The organism is Bifidobacteriaceae bacterium (assembly GCA_031281585.1).
In the GTDB taxonomy this organism is placed as follows: domain Bacteria; phylum Actinomycetota; class Actinomycetes; order Actinomycetales; family WQXJ01; genus JAIRTF01.
The window spans coordinates 14,174-33,334 of record JAITFE010000020.1; the positions used below are offsets into that span (position 1 = coordinate 14,174).

Annotated in this window: 14 protein-coding genes; 4 read left to right on the plus strand and 10 right to left on the minus strand. The window is 67.3% G+C overall.

Annotated elements, in window-relative coordinates:
* Nucleotides 1-98: 98 nt before the first annotated feature.
* Together LBC97_01440 and LBC97_01445 are read left to right on the plus strand one after the other, a co-directional pair.
* On the plus strand, nucleotides 99-1,043 hold the full coding sequence (locus tag LBC97_01440; protein MDR2564724.1) for an NERD domain-containing protein: 945 nt from the start codon (nucleotides 99-101) through the stop codon (nucleotides 1,041-1,043).
* 112 nt (nucleotides 1,044-1,155) lie between these two features.
* Complete coding sequence (locus tag LBC97_01445; protein ID MDR2564725.1) at nucleotides 1,156-2,892, plus strand: HNH endonuclease; 1,737 nt, start codon at nucleotides 1,156-1,158, stop codon at nucleotides 2,890-2,892.
* A 1-nt stretch (nucleotide 2,893) separates the two neighbouring features.
* Here LBC97_01445 and LBC97_01450 read toward each other — a convergent pair whose 3' ends face one another.
* Entirely contained in the window at nucleotides 2,894-3,424 is a 531-nt protein-coding gene (locus LBC97_01450) for a hypothetical protein (protein ID MDR2564726.1), read from the minus strand.
* Nucleotides 3,425-3,477: 53 nt separating this feature from the next.
* On the opposite strand from LBC97_01450, the gene LBC97_01455 reads away from it, so the two are divergent.
* Entirely contained in the window at nucleotides 3,478-4,227 is a 750-nt protein-coding gene (locus LBC97_01455; protein ID MDR2564727.1) for an ion transporter, read from the plus strand.
* A gap of 27 nt (nucleotides 4,228-4,254) precedes the next feature.
* Here LBC97_01455 and LBC97_01460 read toward each other — a convergent pair whose 3' ends face one another.
* Genes LBC97_01460 through LBC97_01500 form a run of 9 tightly spaced genes read right to left on the minus strand, consistent with a single transcriptional unit; the run spans nucleotide 4,255 to nucleotide 17,106 of the window.
* A complete protein-coding gene (locus LBC97_01460; GenBank protein ID MDR2564728.1) occupies nucleotides 4,255-5,787 on the minus strand; it encodes an aromatic amino acid lyase in 1,533 nt (510 codons plus the stop codon).
* Nucleotides 5,784-6,899, minus strand: a complete 1,116-nt coding sequence (locus tag LBC97_01465; protein MDR2564729.1) for a DUF917 family protein — start codon at nucleotides 6,897-6,899, stop codon at nucleotides 5,784-5,786. The genes LBC97_01460 and LBC97_01465 overlap by 4 nt, the downstream gene beginning before the upstream one ends.
* On the minus strand, nucleotides 6,887-8,656 hold the full coding sequence (gene hutU, locus LBC97_01470; protein MDR2564730.1) for a urocanate hydratase: 1,770 nt from the start codon (nucleotides 8,654-8,656) through the stop codon (nucleotides 6,887-6,889). The genes LBC97_01465 and hutU overlap by 13 nt, the downstream gene beginning before the upstream one ends.
* The gene (locus tag LBC97_01475) at nucleotides 8,653-10,362 is read right to left on the minus strand and encodes an ABC transporter ATP-binding protein/permease (protein MDR2564731.1); all 1,710 of its coding nucleotides are present in this window, start codon (nucleotides 10,360-10,362) and stop codon (nucleotides 8,653-8,655) included. The genes hutU and LBC97_01475 overlap by 4 nt, the downstream gene beginning before the upstream one ends.
* Nucleotides 10,359-12,065, minus strand: a complete 1,707-nt coding sequence (locus tag LBC97_01480) for an ABC transporter ATP-binding protein/permease (protein ID MDR2564732.1) — start codon at nucleotides 12,063-12,065, stop codon at nucleotides 10,359-10,361. The genes LBC97_01475 and LBC97_01480 overlap by 4 nt, the downstream gene beginning before the upstream one ends.
* On the minus strand, nucleotides 12,062-13,651 hold the full coding sequence (locus tag LBC97_01485) for an ABC transporter ATP-binding protein (GenBank protein MDR2564733.1): 1,590 nt from the start codon (nucleotides 13,649-13,651) through the stop codon (nucleotides 12,062-12,064). The genes LBC97_01480 and LBC97_01485 overlap by 4 nt, the downstream gene beginning before the upstream one ends.
* Nucleotides 13,648-14,508: an ABC transporter permease gene (locus LBC97_01490; protein ID MDR2564734.1), complete on the minus strand. Its 861-nt coding sequence runs from the start codon at nucleotides 14,506-14,508 to the stop codon at nucleotides 13,648-13,650. The genes LBC97_01485 and LBC97_01490 overlap by 4 nt, the downstream gene beginning before the upstream one ends.
* Complete coding sequence (locus LBC97_01495; protein ID MDR2564735.1) at nucleotides 14,505-15,539, minus strand: ABC transporter permease; 1,035 nt, start codon at nucleotides 15,537-15,539, stop codon at nucleotides 14,505-14,507. The genes LBC97_01490 and LBC97_01495 overlap by 4 nt, the downstream gene beginning before the upstream one ends.
* Nucleotides 15,540-15,573: 34 nt before the next feature.
* Nucleotides 15,574-17,106, minus strand: a complete 1,533-nt coding sequence (locus LBC97_01500) for an ABC transporter substrate-binding protein (protein MDR2564736.1) — start codon at nucleotides 17,104-17,106, stop codon at nucleotides 15,574-15,576.
* Between the two features lie 421 nt (nucleotides 17,107-17,527).
* Here LBC97_01500 and LBC97_01505 point away from each other — a divergent pair, with 421 nt between their 5' ends.
* Complete coding sequence (locus LBC97_01505) at nucleotides 17,528-19,159, plus strand: DUF427 domain-containing protein (GenBank protein ID MDR2564737.1); 1,632 nt, start codon at nucleotides 17,528-17,530, stop codon at nucleotides 19,157-19,159.
* Nucleotides 19,160-19,161 lie beyond the last annotated feature (2 nt).

Sequence of the window (19,161 nt, forward strand, 5' to 3'; positions counted from 1 at the left end):
CCGCCGATCCATGCCCCTCGAAGGGCCCGTTTCGCTGCCCGCGTAAGGCGCGGGTAACGTGGCTGTTGTCCCCGTCCGGATTCAGTTAGGAGAAGGCCATGGCCGACGAACCGACTGCGGGCCCGCCCCCGCCAAAGGAAATGCGGCTGCGCTACGCCGGCCAATGTCGGCTCTGCGGCCAGGAGCTGGCCGCCAAGACACGGGCGGTCTACGAACCCGCCTCCAAGACGGTGCTCTGCCTGGAATGCGCGGGCGCCGGGGGAGCGGAGACGGAAGGCGCGGAGACCGCCAGCCTGGCGCCACGTGCGCCGGATCCGGTCCCAAGCGCCCAAGACCCCGCCCCAAAAGCGAAGGATGAACCCGCTCCGGCGCTCCCAGCCGACGTGTACGTCATCGGCGATCCGGGGCGTTCGGCGCGCCAGGAGTTCGAACGCCGGCACAAGAAGCGCGAAGACCGTGTCCGGACCGCCCACCCGAAGATCGGCGGTTTCCTGTTGGCGATCAGCGACGACCCGCAGTCGACCGCCGCCTGGAGCACCGGCGCGACCGGCGAGGAGGTGCTGGGCAAACGCATGAACCAAGCGGCCGGACCGCTGTTCAGGGTGCTGCATGATCGGCGGATTCCGCGTTCGACGGCGAACATAGACCACATCGTTGTCGCCGGCAGCGGGGTCTGGGTGGTGGACGCCAAGCGGTACAAGGGCCGGCCGGCGCTGCGTGTCGAGGGCGGCATCCTGTCGCCGCGGGTTGAGAAACTGACTGTTGGGGGCCGGGACTGCACCAAATTGGTCGACGGTGTGCTGAAACAGGTCGGCATTGTGCAGGGCATTCTTGACCAACACGGGGAGGGCGCCCCGGTCTTCGGCGCGCTCTGTTTTGTCGACGCCGACTGGCCCTTGTTCGGCGGCGCGATCAAGACCAAAGGCGTGCGCGCGCTGTGGTGGGACAAGCTGTCCGCCGTCATCCGCGCCGCCGGTCCTCTGGGCGAGGCGGACGTGTACCGCGTTTGGAGCCTTCTGGCGGGCGGCCTCCCCGACCGGTGACCGACGGGTTCGGGCTTCGGCGCCCGATGCCGTTTGGTCGCCCAACCGCCCCTCGGCTCGTTGCGGTTTGGGCTGGTTTGGGATGTTTTGGCTGGTCATTAGAGTGTCAGGGGTGGGTTCTAGGGTTGTTGGCATGGCGATGGCGCGGCTTGACGACTGGTCGGGGTTCCCGGCGGATCCGGTGGGGGACCCACGGGCGGGCGTGTGCGAGGCGCATGAGCTTGGTTGGTGTTCCTGCTGGTGGGAGGGTCTGGACGCGTCGGAGTTGTTGGATTTGGCCGCGTCCTTTGGGCCGGGTCCGCAGGCCGCAATGGTGTTGGCCAGGGTCGCGGACATGGATGAGGTCTCGCAGCGTGACCGCATTCGGTTGGTGGGGCTATGGGAGGCGCAATCGCGGTGGTGCGCGGGGCAGGGGGCTCTGACTCTGGCGAAGGCGTGCCGGGACGCGGAGGAGCGGGCGGATGAGGCCGGGGTCAGCCCGCCGCGGTCCCTGATCGCAGAAGCGGCGCTCGTGGCGGGTTTGACCTCGTACGCGGCGCACATGGCGGCCCGGGTTGGGCAGGCTGGCTTGGATGAGCCGGCGATCGGCGACGCTTTAGCTGCCGGGGTTCTTGGGGTCAGCGCCGGAAACGCGATTCTGAGGGCCGCCGAGCGCTTGGAGGACCCCGCCAATCAGCGCCGGGTGCTGGCCCACGGAGCGGCGCTGGCCGCCCAGGGGCAGAGCCGCCCCCGGATTCAGGAGGGTTGCGAGCAGTTGGCGACAGACCTGGACCCGGCTGGCTTGTCGCACGCCCATGAGGTCGCGTATCTGGAGCGGAGCATCCGTTTTCGGTCGCGTTCGGCCGCGATGGGCGTGATCACAGTCTTCGGGGCCGCGCATGAGCTGAGTCGGATCATAGAGCTGGTCGGCGCTGCGGCACGGGCCGGTGGACCGGGAGACCCAAGGACCGCCGACCAGCGCCGCTACGACGCATTCGTTGGGTGTTTTCTAGAGCAGGCGGCCGGGGCGGGCGGCTCACCCGGTGCTGATCCGGTTGGGGGCGACGAAACCGGGTCGGAAGGGGGAGCGAACTCGAGGCGGCGCCCGCCTGCCGGTGGTCGGATGCCCCGGTGCGAGGTGCTCGTGCGGATGGACGCCACGACCCTGCTGGGGCTGGACAACAGAGCGGGTTTGATTCTCGGCGTCGGGCCGGTTCCCGCAGAAGTCGGCCGTGCGATCGCGAAGGACGCGACCTGGCGGGGGCTTTTCGTGGACCCGGCGTCGGGGCGCCCTGTGTGGCAGTCGGAGAGGAGATTCCGGGCTGGAATGGTGTTCGGGGCGGTCTCCGGACAGAGGGCTGGTGCGGGGCCGCCTCAGAACGGTCCGGAGGCGGGTCTCGAACACGCCTGTGGGACCAACGGCGATCAAGCCCACAGCGGTTGCTGTTGCGGCGGGGAAGGGGGCGGAAGCTCCCCGCCGGGCACGGGATCGGAGTCTGCGATGGCGGCGGTCGGCGTCAACCCGTGGGGCGAGGCGAAAGACTGGCCCATGGAGGTGGAGGCGAACAACGCTTACTCGCCCGGCGCGCGGCTGCGCCGGTGGCTGGCGGTGCGTCAACCCACCTGCGCGAACCCGGCCTGCGGGCGCAAACACGCTGGTTGCGAGGTCGACCACATAGACCCCTACGACCCGTCGTCCCCGGCCGAGGACCAGACGGTTCTCGCCAACCTGCAGCACTTGACCAAGGGATGCCACGAATTGAAGACGCATTTCGGCTGGGATTACGGGCGCGACCCGGAGACCGGGATAACGACCATCACGACCCCGCTCGGGTTCGTCTACCAACGCCAACCCGATCGGCTCGCTTGACCTAGCAGTTCCAGTTGATCTTGGCGGGGTTTGGCTCGTTCTCCACGGCGATTGATCGGAGGGCCGCTTCCATCTTGGCGCATTCCCGCGCGGCGATGCCGTCGTAGACGTCGGCGGCCTGGTCCAGGCCCACCTGGTCGTACGCGACGGCTGCGGCGCCGTAGAACGCCATCCCGAGGGAGTGAGTCGGGGCGTGGATCGAGCCGGCCGCTTGGCCAATCGCGCGGGCGGCGGCCTGAGCCGCCGTATCGGAGTCCAACTCGCGGGCCGCCGCGTGGCACTCGCCGAGGATGATCTTCTTGACTTCGGGCAGTTTGAGCTGTCCCGCTATCCAGGCGCGGGAGGCGGCTATGGCGTGCGCGGGCCGGCTGTCGCCGGGACGGCGCCGCTCGTAGATCGGCAAGATGCGAACCTCGGCGTAATCCAGGCACCAGCTCATCAGCGTCGGCTTGCTCTGCGTCTCGATCAGTCGCATCAGGGAGACGATGTACGGCGAGTCGACGGCCCCAAGCGTCTTGCGCGGCTTTGGCATCCGTAAAGCATCCCATCCCGATTTGGCACACGCCATGGCAGTAGCATCTGACCGTGAAACGCCTGGTGTATTCCGTGATCAAGGATCGCCCTGACACAGCCGCAGGCAGGATCTTCAGTGTTTCGATGTCTGCGCTGATTCTTGTGAACGTGGTTTTTGTGCTCTTGGACACCATGAGGCAGCAGCCGGCGACGTTGGCTGCGGCGTCAAGGGTCGTGGAAGTTGTCTCTGTGGGCATCTTCAGCGTTGAGTACTTGTTGAGACTGTGGACAGCGGATCTTCTCTATCCCGATTCGAGTCCCGCCTTGGCGAGGTTCCGCTATGTGCGGTCCGGTATGGCCGTCATTGACCTGGTATCCATCCTGCCGTTCTACTTGGCCACGTTGATGCTGGTGGATCTGCGGATTCTTCGGGTGTTGCGTTTGGTTCGCCTGGCTCGGGTGTTCAAGCTCGGACGGTACTTCGAAGGGCTTGCGACGGTGGGGCGGGTGCTCAGGAAGTCGGCTCCTTCGCTCGCCTCGTCAATTTCGGTGGTTGTGCTGTTGATGATCGTCGCGTCGGTGTTGGAGTACTACGCCGAGAACCGTTCGCAGCCGGAACTTTTCGATTCGGCCTTCGCCGCGTTGTGGTGGGCGGTGGCGACTATCACGACGGTTGGATACGGGGACGTGTATCCGGTGACGCCCGTCGGGCAGGTGATCGGCGCGGTGATCGCGTTGCTGGGCGTGGCGCTGGTGGCCATTCCGACAGGCATAATCAGCGCCGGTTTCGTGGAGGAGCGGGCCTCGGGGCCCAGACCCTGACGGCGCGGCCCAGTTGCTGGAAACGGGTCACTGATCGTCGTCGGCGGCGTTCTGCGCGGCTGTGCGGAGGGCTGCCACCACGCGGTCGACTGTCTCCGCGGTGCTGGCCGACGCGTCGGCGGCGGCGCGGGTTTCCTCGGCGAGGGCTCCGACCTGGCCGCCAAGGACGGGGGAGCCTTGTTCCGAGGCGATCACGCCGACCGCGACCAGCGCCTCAATGGCGAGTAACCGCTCGAGGTGGTCTAGCGCGTGATCGGCCAACTGGGCGGCGCTGTAGGCCAGTGACGAATGGTCTTCCACGCCGTCGCCGACTGGGGAGCCGGCGAGGGTTACGGGGGCCGCCGCCTGCGTGATTCGGGCGGCTTCGGCGGAGGCGGTTTGAGCCAGGATGAAGGGGACTGAGAAGGTCCCCGGCGCGGCAGCCGCCGCCATCTGAGCGGCCAGCTCGACGCCCGACCTGAGGCGTTTGATCTGCAGCGCGACCCGTCGCTCGGCCAAGATGGCGACGTGGGCGAACGCCACCCGCAGCGCTTCCAGGCTGATCGCGAGGCCGACTATGGAGAAGTTCCCGTTTGAGACGAAAGCCCGCCTGGAAGCGTCCAGATAGGGGTTGTCGGGAGAACTCGCCAGTTCCGCGGCCACGGCCGTCTCAAGCGCGGCAAGTTGATCAAGCAGCGCGCCATGGACTTGGGGCACGGTGCGCAGCGATATGGGGTCCTGAATTGAGGACGGCGGGCGTTTTCCCTGGGCCAGGTCGCCGCCGGCCAACGCCGCGCGCAGCCGCCGGCCTGAGGTCTGCTGGCCTTGCAATGGACGGGCGGCCAGAGCGGCCGAGTCCAAAGGGCTGAGGTTCGCGCCCAGCGCGTCGAAGCTGAGAGCCGCGACCAGGTCCGCGCCGAGGGCCGCGCGGGCGGCTCTTTGTTGGAGAAGCGCGGCGGCGGCGATCGAAACGGCGTTGGCGGCGACTAAAGCCAGGGCGTCTTTAGGCCCGAGCCGGAGTGGCGCGAGCCCCCGAGCCCGCAGCGCTTGGGCGCCCGGCAGCGGCGAGTCCGGGCCGGGGATCCACGCCGATCCTTCGCCGAGGAGGACCTGGCCGATCGCGGCCAGTTGGGAAAGGTCCCCGGCGCTGATGGTCCCGTCGGCCGGGATCACCGGAATGACGTCGCGGTTCAACAGCTCCACCAGCGCGTTGAACAGCCCAAGGGAGGCGCCCGAGCCGCCCCGCGAAAGGGTGGCCAGCCGGACTAAGATGGCGGCACGCGCCATCCGCTTGGGCAACGGCGGCCCGATCGCGGCCGCGTGCGAAGCGATCACGAAACGCTGGAACTCCTCTTCGCGGTCGTCCGGAATTTGACTGTCCCGGAGCGGCCCAAGCCCCCGGTTGAGGCCGTAGACCGGCACGCCTCCCGCCAGCGCCTCTTCGACCACCGCGCGTTCTGCCGCCAGACGCTCCCGGACGCCGGGATCAACCCGTACGGGCGCTCCGTCGGCGACGCGCGCCACGTCGCTCGGCCTCAGTTGTCCGCCGATGCCGACCGGGCCCTTGTCGGGTCCGCTCACCGTTCGTCCGCCCGGTAAGGCGCACCCGGCCCCAGCACGGGGTCAAGGTATTCCAAGAAACCGATCCCCATGATCTGCTCGCATTCGGCGAGCCCGGCTCGGTCGATTGACGAACTGGAGACGGGCAGGCGCCCGGCCGGCGAAACCAGCAGCACAACGTCTTGGCCGCCGCGGGCCGCGTCCTTGACGGCCAGTCCTTCGCCGTTGGCCTTGTCGATCACCACAATTGTGTCCGGATACGTCGCCACGCGTCCGTTTGCGTTTTCCACCGCCATGTACTCGTTGAGATAGCTCACGGTGTGCTCGCCGATCCGGAAGGCTCCTCGGTCCCAACCGCCGGTGGTGCGGGTTCGCTTGGCGATCCGCAGTGGCCCCGCGTCTATGATGTCGGCCTTCAGACGGGCGGCGACGGCCTCGACGGCCGCATCGGCTCCGAACGGGCGGGCCGCTTCGAGGTCTTTCCCAAGGTCGAGGGCCAGTGAGATCGCGCCGTGGGCGGCATGCCGCTTGACCCAGTCCAGTTCCACCGGGTTGCGGGCGGAGGCGATGAAACCACCTGTTCGGACGGAGATGTCGCGCAACACGTCATCGACGGTGTTGAGGTTGCCGCGGTTGACCGAAAGGAAGCGACCGTGGCGAGCCCGGTTGCCGCCGGCGACAACTTGGATCGATTCGTAGCCGGGGCGTTCCGCCAGGCCCAGGCCGCCCAGTTTGCCGGTCGGGTGGGCGCGGACGTCTCCGGCGCAGTCGAGCACCCTCAGTCCGAGCGCCGCAGCTTGAATCCAGCCGTTGAGCGTTGTCGAATAGCCGTTCTGAGCCGTCATGACCGCTCCGATTGGAACGTCGGCCACCTTGATCAACTCTTGCAGCGCGTGGATGTAGTCGATGGGTTGGATCTCCCAGTGCTTTGACGCGGGCGCCCCGATGGCGGTGACGGTGGCCACCCAGGTGTCTGAGGCCAATTCCTCGGCCGAGGCGAGCACCGGATGGCTGAGGCTGGTCGCCAGCGATCCCATCAATTCGCCGTGGTGTTTCCAACCGCCGCCGCCACAGGCCAGGACGCCGCCTCCCAGGACTGCGTGGCGGGCGTCGGTTTCGGTCAATTCGCGCATGGCTGTTCCTCCAGGTGTCGGTCGGGGCAGAGGAAGACGGTGGACGTTTGGCCCGTCTCGCCGCCCCGCTGAATTGATAGGTGCGACTCCGGGTAGCCGGCGGCGGCGTGGCGCAGCACGCCCAGACCGGTGTCCGCGTCGAGACAGCGGCCCAGCCGTTCGGCCGTGTCGTCCCGTCCGTCGGCGATAATCGTCATCCCGGCCGATTGCATCCACCCGGAATAGCCGCCCCCGCCGGAGTGGATCGCGACCAGGTCGGCGCCGGTCGCGGACAGCGCCATGGCGTCAAGCAACGGAAAGTCGGCGACTCCGTCCGAACCGTCCCGCATCCCTTCCGTGCCGATCCGGGGATGGGTCATGCCCGCGGCGTCCAAATGGTCGCGCGTGAACGCGACCGGCGCGGTCAACTCGCCGGTTCCGACCAAGCTGTTGGCGGCTCGCGCGAGCGCCGAGCGTTCGCCGTGGCCAAGCCAACACGACCGGGCCGGCAGGCCCTGGATCGGGACGTGTTGTTGGGCGAGCGCGAGCCAGCGGGCGACTTCAGGACGCCGCGGGAAGAGCGACGCGGCGAGGCGGTCCATTCGCGCCAGGTCCTCCAACGCGCCCGAGAGGCAGACCCACCGGAACGGTCCAATCCCGCGCGCGAACAGGGGCCGCAAGTACCCCTCCATGAATCCGGGTATCCGCCAGATGGATTCCGCTGCCGGGCCGCCCGGATGGGCCGCGGCCTGAACACGCAGGTTGTTGCCGTTCTCGAAGACGACGCAGCCCGCTTGGGCGAGTTCCAACATGGCCTGGACCTGTTCGGCGATGGACGCCCGCGCGTCCCGCTCCACCCTCTCCGGGTTGGTTTCGCGTTCGCGGAGCCAGCGGGCGAAGCTGTATCCCTGGGGCAGGTAGCCGTACCGGGCGTCATGGGCGGCGGTCTGGTCGGTGACGATGGACGGCAGGCGGGCAAGGCCGTTCGCGCGGGAGGCCACGGCGGCGAAGACGTCGGCCGCGTTGGCGACCAAGGCGATCTGCGGCGCCGCGCCGCCGGCGTCCAACCCCTGGAAGAGCGCTGTGAGGGCCTGGTCCAGGTTGTCGGTCACAAGGTCGACAATCCTGGCCCTTTCGGCTCGACCGGCCTTCGCGCCGTCGGCTTCCACCACGATCGAGGCCAGGTCCGCCATGCGCGCGCTGATGGGCTGCGAAGAGCCCATGCCGCCAAGCCCGGACGTCAGCAGCCACCGTCCTGCCAGGGCTTGGCTCTCCAGGCCGGGCGTGGCGCCGAAATGGCGCCGGGCCACAGTTCCGAGCAGTTCGTAGGTTCCCTGCAAGACGCCTTGCCGGCCGATGTACTGCCAGGCGCCGGCGGTCAGTCCGCCCCACATGGTCTGACCCTTGGCCGCGCGTTCGTAGAACCTCTCCGGCGTTGACCAGCGCCCAACTGTGTTGTTGACGGCGGACATCACCGCCGGCGCGTGGGTTCCGGTCTTGATCACGCCGACCGCCTGGCCGGATTGCAGCACCAAGGTCTCGTCCTCGCCCAGGTCCAGCAGGGCGCGGGCGATCAGGGCCGCCGCGGGCCAGGACCGGGCCGCCTTGCCAAGGGAGGCGTAAACAATCAGCTCGTCCGGGTTCTCCCCAACCTCGAGGACGTTTTCGAACATCCGCAGCAGGCCCTCGGCGCGCCAGTTGCGCGCGCGCAGTGTCGGTCCGCGACCAGCCTGGTACGGACCGCCCGGCCCGGCCAAGAGAAAGCTCGCCTGGCTCATACGGAATCACCGGCGCCGCTGTGCGCCAAGACGAGGTCGCGGTAGGGGCCGTCGAGCTGCTCAAGCCGGTCGGGCGGCCCGTCCTGAACCACCCGGCCGCCGCTCACAACGACCACCCGTCCCATCCTGGCCGCGGTGGCCATCCTGTGCACGATGACGACGATCGTCCGGTCGGGCGGTTGGGCGGCGAGCAGGGCGTCCACCGCTTGGGCGGTGCGGGCGTCGACCTCTCCGGTCGCCTCATCCAGTATCAGCACGGCCGGGTTGAGCAGCAAAGCCCGTCCCAGCGAAACCAGTTGGCGCTGGCCGGCTGACAAGCGCGGCCGGGCTTTGGCCACCACCTCCCGTGACAGGCCCAATCCGACTAGCTGGTCCACCATGGCGTCGACTTTGTCGGGGCTCGCGCCAGACAACGCCAGGTTCTCGCGCACGGACCCCTCGAAGACATGGCCCTCCGACCACACGGCGCCGATCCGCTCTCGGATGGGCTCTTCCCCAATGCCGGCCAGGTCGACCCCGGCGAAGGTGATGGCTCCGGCCGTGGGGCGGATGGCCCGAGCCAACAGCCGCGCCAAAGTGGTTTTGCCCGCCCCGCTCGCGCCGACCAAGGCAAGTCGATCGCCGCTCGGGATGGTCAAGTCGCAGTCGACGACGGCTGGCGGCAAGTCCGGGCCGTAGGCGTACGTCACCCCCTCGACGCGGAGGGCGCCGGCGGCCGGCAAACTGGCCGTGTCCTCCACAGGCGACGGCACGGCATCGTCCCTGAGCAGCCAAAGCGCGCGGCCGAAAGCGGAACGGGCGGCCTGCGCCTGGGCGACCACATGGGTGAGCGACTGGATTGGCTCGAAAAAGCTGCCCACGTACAGCACGAATCCGACCACTTCTCCGACGGACATCAGGCCAGCCTGGGACAGCCAGGCCCCGCCCAGGATGACGGGCACGTAGGCGCCCACGCCCAGAGCGTCAATGCCGGCTGAATAGACGGCCGCGAGGTCGTTGCTGCCGACGGCGGCGGCCAACCGGCGGTCGTCGCGCGCGGCGAATCGCTTCACCTGCTCCAACCCCCGCCCAAGGCGCCGGGAGACGGATATCCCGTGGATGCCCTCGTTTAGCTCGGCCGTCGCCAAGGCGATCGCGGACCTCAACTCGTCGTTGGCGACCCGCGCGCGGCGCAAGAAGGCCCGCGTCGCCGCTATCACCACCGGGATGGCCAGGGCGAACACGGCGCCGGCCAGGATTGGCGACAAGATGAACAAGAACACCGTGGTGATCAGGAGGATCAACGCGTTGTTGGCGGACAGCAGCAGTCCCATGCGGGTGAAGATCGCGATGATCTCAACATCGGACGTGAGGCGGGAGATTGTGGCGCCGTCCGCCTCTCGGCGACGGTCATGCGGGTCGAGCCGCAAGGCGCGCGTGAAGAGGCGACGGCGCAAACGGGCGACGGCGGTCTCGCTGGCGGTCGCCGCGAGCCGGGTTTGAGCCGCGGAAAGGACCGTTCCGACCACGTTGAGGACCAAGTAGCCGATCGCCAAGGCCCCGGCCATTCTCAGGCCGCCGCCGCCAAGGGCGTTGTCGACCGCGCGGGCGATCAGCAAGGGGCCGGTCTGGACGGCGGCGACCGTCAGAACGCCCAGTGCGGCGAAACCGGCCAGACGCCATTTCAGGCCTGCCAACAGCGTTTTCGCCAGGGCGCGCCCGGTCATCTGGGCCCTCCCCGTGTCGGCTTGACGGCGTGCAGGCGGCCGTCGGCGAGTTCGAGGACCCGGTCGGCCGCTGCGAGGAGCCTGGGCTCGGCGGTCACCATGACGACCGTCCGCTGGGAGCGGACGCGTTTCATCAGCCGTGCGAAGGCGGCCACCGTCTCGGCGTCCAGGGCGGACGTGACGTCGTCCAAAACCAGCACTCGCGCCGGAGACAGGATGCCGCGTGCGAGGGCGGCCCGCTGGCGTTGGCCCCCGGACAGCCGCGCGCCGCGTTCGCCCAAGTGGGTTTCGAAGCCGTCCGGCAACTCGTCCACCACCGTGTCGAGCACCGCCAAGGATGCCGCCGTCCGCAACTGGGATTCGGGGGCCTTGGGGTGAGCCAGCCTGAGGTTCTCCGCCAGGGTCCTGGAGAACAGGAACCCGTGCTCGGCCACGAACGAGACCTGGTCACCTCGGCTGGCCGGCGTCAGCTCCGCGATCTTCGCGGCGCCCACCAGCACGGCGCCCGAGTCAGGGGCCAGGTCGCCTGCGATCAGCCGCAGGACGGTGGTTTTGCCGACGCCCGTCGCGCCGGTCAAGGCGACGACTTCGCCGGGCGCGATTCGCAGCCGCGCCCGGTCCAGTATTGGGCCGCCGCCGGGGTGGGCGAAGGTGACATCCCGCAATTCGAGGCTTGGCGGTTCGCTGTGGGGCACGGCGGTTCGCGGGGAGAACGCGGCCGGCGCCCCCTCCAAACGGCGCATCCGCTTTAGCGCGAGTTTCGCCCGTGACGCGCCCGCCACCGCGCCGGCGGTGAAGCGGAGCGGCCAGACCGCCATCACGATATAGCTGTTGAAGGCCGTCAACTCGCCAATGCTGATACCGCCGGACTGCACCCGCGCGACTCCCAGGAACAATCCGATCGCGACCGACACCGTTGGGACGAATTCCACGGCGGCCGTGTAGAACGCCCGAATCCTGGCCAACCGGATTCCCGCCTGCCGGATGCGTTCGGTGATGTCGCCGAAGCGGCGCCTGAACACCCGCCCCAGGCCGAGCCCTTGGATGACGCCCAGGCCCGTCATGGCGTCCGCAACCGTTCCCGTGGCCGCGACGGTCTCCTGTCGCAGCGTCCGGTTGGCCGGCTCGAGCGCGCACAGGAACCGCAAAGAGAGAATCAGAACGAGCGGCAGGGGCGCCAGCACCGCCAACGCCAGCAGAGGGTCGATCGTCACCATGACCCCGACTATCAGTCCGGTCCAGACCAGATTGTTGGCCAACACCTGGACCTGCACGCCAAATTGCTCGATGTATTCGGTGTCGTCTCCCAGCACGCCGAGGATTTCTCCTGGACCGTCCGGATCGTGGACCGGCGCGTCTTCGCGGTGCAGTGACGCATACAGGCCCTGTCGCAGGCTTCCCGCGGCGCGGGCCGAAGATGTGAACATGAGAGAGCGCCGGAACCGCAGAGCCAGCGCCTTTGCCCCGCCGAGGGCCGCGATGATCGCCAGGACCGGTGCGAGCGAGGCGGCCGTCGGCCCTTCTTTCAAGCGGTCGATAGCCAAACCCGCGACGTAGGGCACGGCCACGGCGACGCATGACCAGCTAATGCCCGCGACCAGGGCGAGGACCGCGTGGCGGCGTTCCCTGGGGCGGATGCGCCGCCAGAGTTCCAGCAACCAAGGCGACCGCTTCCGGGTGCCTTGGTCATTTGCCTTGCTCATACGCCCACCACCTGCGCCAATTCAGTCCGGCCGGTCGCCGGCCGGTTGTCCGGGTCGGCCTGCTGGTACCGTGCGGCGCGCAGCAAGGCTTCGGTGTACGGGTGGCGCGGCGCCGAGTAGATCTGTTCCGCCGGCCCGGTCTCAACGATCCGGCCGTTCCGCATGACGGCGATCCGGTCGGCCAGCGCCCGCACCACCGCGAGGTCGTGCGAAATGAACAGGTAGGAGACTCCGGTGGTGGCCTGGAGTTCGCGCAGCAGGCGGATGATCTGCGCTTGGACCGACACGTCAAGGGAGGAGACGGGTTCGTCGCACACGACCAAGGTGGTTGGTCCAGCGAATGCCCGCGCGATGGCGACCCGCTGTTTTTGGCCGCCTGAAAGCGCCGAGGGCAGCCGGTCGGCCAGGTTCGGGCTCAGTTGGACCCGTTCTAAGAGGGACTCGACGCTGGTCTCGCCGCCGAGCAGACGGATGGAACGCCGCAGGATTCGGCGAACGGTCCGGCGGGGATTCAGGGACGCGTCGGGATTCTGGAACACTATCTGCACCGGTCTGGCCTGGCCGGCGGGGGCGTCGACTTGAATGACTCCCTCGTGATCGGCGAGGCGCGCAATCGCCCGTCCCAGCGTGGTCTTGCCGCTGCCTGACTCGCCCACCAGCGCGAGCACCTCGCCGCGCCGGATCTCCAAGTCGACCCCGTCGACGGCCGCCGTTCGGCCGTAATGCTTGCGGACTTGGCGGGCCTGCAGGACAACCGGCGCGTCACCTGGGTTCGGCGCGGGCGGCGCAGACGGCTTGGGGCGGTCGATATCCGGCAGAGCCTCGATTAGTTCGCGGGTGTAGGGATGTTGGGGGTAGGACAGGACCTGCCGGGCTTCGCCCTCTTCGACCAGTTCGCCGTTCTTAAGGACGCCCACGCGGTCGCAGCGGTGGGCCACCAGCGGCAGATTATGGCTGATCAGCACCACGGCCGCGTCGAGTTCGGCGCGGAGTTCTTCAATCAACTCGAGCACTTGAGCTTCGATTTGCACGTCGAGCCCAGTGGTCGGCTCGTCAAGGATCAGGAGATCCGGACGGGCGGCGAGGGCCATGGCGATGACAACCCGCTGAGCTTGGCCGCCCGACAGTTCGTGCGGGTAGCGCCGGGCGATTGCCGGAGGATCGGCAAAACCGACCCGGTCCAGCAGGGAGTGGACGGAGGGCTCGCGCCGGGCGGTTGGCGAGCCGCCTTGGCGGATCGAGAACGCCTCGGCGATCTGCAAGCCGATCCGCATGGTCGGGTTCAGCGACCGGACTGGCTCCTGGTAGACCATCGCCACCTTTTGGCCGCGATAATCCCGCAAGTCATCGCCCTCCAGCGCCAGAACATCCGTTTGGCCGAGGCGAACCGACCCGCTGGCGACCCGCCCGCTTAGGGGCAGGTAGCGGACCAGCGCCAGGGCGGCGGACGACTTGCCGGAGCCGGATTCTCCGACCAAACCATAGAACTCGCCGCGTTCGACCGTGAACGTGACATTGTCGAGCGCCCGGACCGGGCCGCTGGGGGTGGTGTACTCAATGGACAGGGAGCGCACATTTAGCGTCATGGCTGCAGCACCTCTCGAAGGTTGTCGGCTATAAGGTTCACCGCGACGACCAGCGTCATGATCGCGATGGCCGGCGAAGCGACCGACCACCAGGCCGTTTGGATGAAGATTCGGTTCTGAGAAACGACCAAACCCCAGTCGGGCGAGGGCGGTTGCGGTCCCAGGCCAAGAAAGGACAGACCGGCCGAGGCGAACACCGCGAAGCCGAGCCGGATGGTCGCCTCGACCACCAAGGTCGGCGCGACGTTCGGGAGCAACTCGCCGAAAAGAATCCGCCCAGTCGATTCCCCTTGGCTCTTGGCCGCCTCGACATACTGCTTGGAGGTCTCGACAAAGACCGCTGAACGGATCGTCCGGGCGATCATCGGGGCGGAGAAAAGGCCGATCGCGATGGTGATGGTTAGCGCGGAGCGGCCGAAGGCAGATGTGACCAGCAGGATGGCGATGATTCCGGGCACCGCGTGGAGGATGTCGAAGGACCGCATGAGGAGGTCGTCCACCAACCGGCGGAAGTACCCGGCGGCGAGGCCCATAGCCGATCCGACCAAGGAGGCGATCAGCGTGGCTGCGGGCGCGACCGTCATAATCGGGCCGGCGCCGGCCAAAGTGCGCACCAGCACGTCCCGGCCCAGATTGTCAGTCCCGAGCAAGTGGCCCGGCCCCGGGGGTTGGTTGACGGGGCCGGCCTGGCCGTAAGGGTCAAGGCCGCCAACGGCAACCACGACCGGCGCGAGGACCCAAAAGGCCACAACCGCCACGCTGAGGAGAAATGTCGGCCGGCGGACCAATTGGCCCAGCACATGGCTGCGGCGGGCGCGTTTGAATGCCGCCGCATTGGCCAGTTCGGTGGCGCTCATCGGGCGCCGGCTTCCGAGATGTCGATCCTGGGGTCAAGGGCCATGTAGATCAAGTCGGTGATCAGCAACAACACAATCGAGACAACGGCGGTGACCATCACTGCCGCCTCAAGCACAAAGATGTCTTTGCGGGTAACGGCGTTGGCCATGGCAAGGCCAATCCCCGGATAGGAGAACAGCGTCTCCACAATGGCGGCTCCCCCCACAAGGTAGGCGAGTTGGCTGCCCAGCACGGCCACCGAGGGGATGAGCGAGTTCCGGGCGACGTGGCCCGTCAGGATCCTCCAGCGCGGGAGGCCCTTGAGGACAGCGGTGCGGTAGAAGGCCGAGCCGAGGGTCTCAATGGTGCCGGATCGGACGATCCGGGCTACATAGCCCACCGAAGCGCTCGCCAGCGTGACCGCTGGGAGCGTCATCACATGCAGCCGCCCGAAGGCGCCGGCGTTGTCGGGGATTGCAGAATAGACCGGAAACCAACCCAAGAAGACGGCGAATATCACCAGCAGGACGGTGCCGAAGGCGAATTCGGGCGTCGAAGACAGGGAGACCAGGCCGATCGTGATTGTCCTATCTGAACGCCTGCCCTGACGAAAGGCCTGGAAGAGGCCGAAACCGAGCCCAAACACAACCACGAAGGCGAAGGCGAGCAGGCCGAGCAGGGCGGAATTGACGAGCCAGCCTCCCACCAGCGGTCGAACGGGGACGCCGTAGGTCAGCGATGTCCCCCATTCGCCGCGCAAGAAGTCCCCCAACCAATCCAGATAACGTTCGAAGGAGGCCCCCGTCACTCCGTGCTGCTCTTTCCACAGCGCCACCTGGTCGTCGGTGGCGTATTGCCCCAACACGGCTCTGCCGGGATCGCCTGGCACCACTTGAACCAGCCAGAAGATGGCTGCCGAGACTATGAACAGGACGAGTGGAACCTGGATGAGCCGGCGGAAGATGATCCGCCCGATCGGCCGGCGTTTGACGGCCGCCAGTCGGGGCGAGGTGGTTCCGGCCCCGGCCAGTTCGTCCGTGAAGATTGACATGGGCGATCCGTGAATGGTCTGGACGCCAACGGTGTCAGTTTTCGATCCACAAGTCCGTGTAGCCGCCGTCCTCGGGCCAATGCACCTTGTTGTTTATGAAGGTTGTGTAGCCCCTGAATCCGGCGATCACCACCGGCACGTCGGTCCACTGGATTTTCGCCAATTCGTTGACGATCTCCTGGCGTTCGGCCGGATCGGTGGCCGCGTCGTACTGGTCAGACAATTGGTCAAGGCGCGGGTTCGAGTACTTGGATGCGTTCCAGCCCGACCCGGTGCGGTAGATCAGATCGATGAATTGGGATGGGGTCGACCGCCCGGCCCAACCCGTCACGGTGACGGGAGCGCTCAGCCAGGGCGAGTCGGCGCCCTGGGCGAAGTACACGTCGTCGGCCAGAATTTCTACTTTGACGTCGAAACTGCCAGTCTGGTTCAACTGTTGCTGAATCAGCGTGGCCAGCGTTTCTTGAGAAGGGCTCGTGGTGATTGTGAACTCCACCACGTCATCTCCGACAAGTTCCTTGACCTTGGCCAAGTTCTGAGAGCGTTGTTCCAAACCGGTCGGCGTAGTTCCAAATAGGGGAGAGTAAACGGTGTCGTTGCCCGGGTCGGCCTCGCCGCCCCAAGCCGTCTCGATGATGGCGTCGCGATCAAGCGCCCAAGCGACGGCTTGGCGCACCTTGACGTTGTCCAGCGGCGGCGTGTCGACCCGGAACGCGAGCGTCACTATTCCGGTCGACTGCCTGGTTGCGACTTGGTATTGCGACCGGTCCAGAGCGGAGGTCAGCGCGGCCGGCACCGGCTCGCCGAACAGTCCGTCGATCTCGCCGCTCTGAAGGGCCAGGACTTGCGCTTGCTGGTCCTTGAAGAATTTCAGGTCGATGCCGTCAATGTAGATGTGCTCGGCGTTCCAGTAGTCGGGATTGCGGACCAGGGTGAGCCCCTGGCCGGGGTTGAACGCTTCGACCAGGAACGGTCCGGTGCCAACGTAGGACTGGCTCCAAGTGCCGATTTCATAATCGGCCGGCAGGATTTGGGTGTTGGAACCGGCGACCAGGTAGGGGAAGTCGGAGAATGGTTTGCTCAGTTGGAAGTCGACCGCGTCCTCGCCGTTGGTTTCGACGGAATGAAGGGCCGCGAGCGAGCCCTTGGCGGGCGACACCGAGTCTTCGGCGATCAGCCGCTCGAACGTGGCGACCACGTCGGCGGGGGTGAGGGCGGCCCCGTTGTTGAATTTCACGCCTTGCCGGATTTTGAAAGTCCACGTCAAGTTGTCGTCCGCGACCGACCATTCAGTCGCCAGCAACGGCTGGACCTGGTAGTTCACGTCAATCCGCACCAGCTTCTCGGTGATCGCGTCGACAACCCCGGTCCCGCCCGGGCTTGAGACCGTCACCGGGTCGATTTCCGAACCCGGATCGGCGCTGGATTGCCGCAGCACGCCACCTGAGGTCGGAGAGCCGCTGGTGGTGGCGGGGGTCGTCTTCTCTTCGGTGCTGGAACAAGCCTGAAGCGCCAACCCCATGGAGACAACCGCCAAGATTGCGCTGGTCCTCCGGGAAATGCTCATTATGTGGCTCCTTACAAAGTTGACGCTTAGTGGTCCGCCGATCGCCGGTGGTCTTGCCCAGAGGCAGGACTCAGAGGGTGGGCGGGGCTTGGCTTCGGTCGCCCGGCCACTTTAGCGGCGGCCTAGATATTCACGTCGAGAGAACCGAAAGGGAATCTCGCGGGCCGGGCAATTGTAACGATCGGTGCTGCGGCTCGGCCGCTGCGGCCGCCCCGCAGTTCAGCGTTCAAACAATTTGTAAAGGAGTGCCGCCTCCTTTTACGACTTACCGAATGGCGAGACCGCAAATGGGAAGGGGGCGGCATGCCCCTACGGTGGCTCCATGGCGGCAAACCAGACACTCGAAATTGAACGACTGGCAGAAGTCACGCGGGAAACCTTTAGGCCGCGACTGCGCGCATTTGTCGGAGACGAATTGATCGTGGAATCTGACTCGGCTTTGGTGGTTCGCGAGGAGGGCAAGGTCGTGCCGTTCTTCGCGGTGCCCGTCGAGGACCTGAGGGGCGGCCGGTTGAGGTCGGCCGACAGCCAAGTAGAAGTGGTGGCGCATCCCGGAGCGGACGCCCACTTCGATCTTGTGACCGCGGGAGTGCGGCGCGCGGCGGCCTGGTCCTACCCGGAGGGCGGCCTCGGCGGCTACGTCGGGCTGCGCTTTGACGCTTTTGACCGGTGGCTGGAGGAGGATCGCGAGGTCCGCGTGCATCCGCGCACGCTGTCGGGTCGGGTGGACGCCTTGCGGTCATCGCGCCACGTCGTGGTGCGCAGGGGGCAGACGGTGTTGGCCGACTCGTCCGCGCCGGTGGCGGTGTTTGAGGGAAGCCTGACCCGCTGGTATTTGCCACGGGACGGCGTCAGGCTGGACCTGCTGACGGAGGTCCCGCTGCAGACCGGCTGCCCGCACAAAGGCGTCGCCTCCTATCTCGCGCTGGTTGAGGATCCGGAGACGCCGATCGCTTGGTACTACCCGGAGCCGAATCCGGAAGTCGGGGCCATTGCCGGGCTGATCGCGTTCTTCGATGAACTGGTCGACATCGAGGTCGACGGCCAGGCCAAAGAGCGGCCCGTGACCCAGTGGAGCTACGGGTTGCGCGACAACCTGAAGGGCGGCGGCTCGGGTCTGTTCCAGGGCACCGACTCGCCGAGCGACCATCCGGGGCAGACCGGTGGCGAACCGGCTCGCGCCTTGATCGTCGATCTTGATCAGTCCCAACCCGGCGCGCGCCTGCACCCGCCGAACGCGGAAGGGTTCACCATAGCGCCCAGCTTGAAACGCGTGCGCGGTTTGATCGGAAGCACTGTCGTGGTCGATTCGCGTTCGCCGGTGCTGGTCTGGGCGCCGGGCGCGGTGGTCCCCGCCTACGCCTTCCCGCGCGCCGACGTGCGCACTGATTTGCTGCGTCCAACCAAAGCCTCAGCGGCCGGGGGCGAAGCCGGCCAACGCTTTGACCTCGAACTGGAGGGCACCGTCTATCCGGGGCTGGTTTTCGAGTACCCGACTGCGGACCTGCGCGAGCATCTCGCATTCGATTGGTTCCGCCGCACCAGCCCCGGCGTGGAGCACTGGTACGAGGAAGAGGAGGAGGTCTTCGTCCACCCGCGTAGCCCCTTCTCGCGGGTCGACGCGATCCCGTCCTCCCGCCACGTCCAAGTCTTCTTGGACGGGGAGCGGATCGCGGACACCCGCAACCCGGTCCTGTTGTTCGAGGGCCGGTTGCCGACCCGCTACTACCTACCCCCCGAGGATGTTGACTTCTCCCGTTTGCGCGCCAGCGACCTCGGAACGGCTTGCCCCTACAAAGGCGCCGCCTCCTACTGGTCGGTTGAGACCGGCCGGGGCGTGTACCGAGACATCGTCTGGTCCTACCAGGAACCGCTGCCGGCCGTCGCCGCGATCGCGGGTCGGCTGGCCTTCTACAACGAGTTGGTCGACTTGGTGGTGGACCAAGTTCCCGTCGAGCGGCCTCACACCCACTTCAGCGCCGGCCTAGCGGGTCGGTTCGCCCCCCACGCCCCTCAAACGGGGCAATCCCAACCGCCTAGAGAAACCGCCTAAAG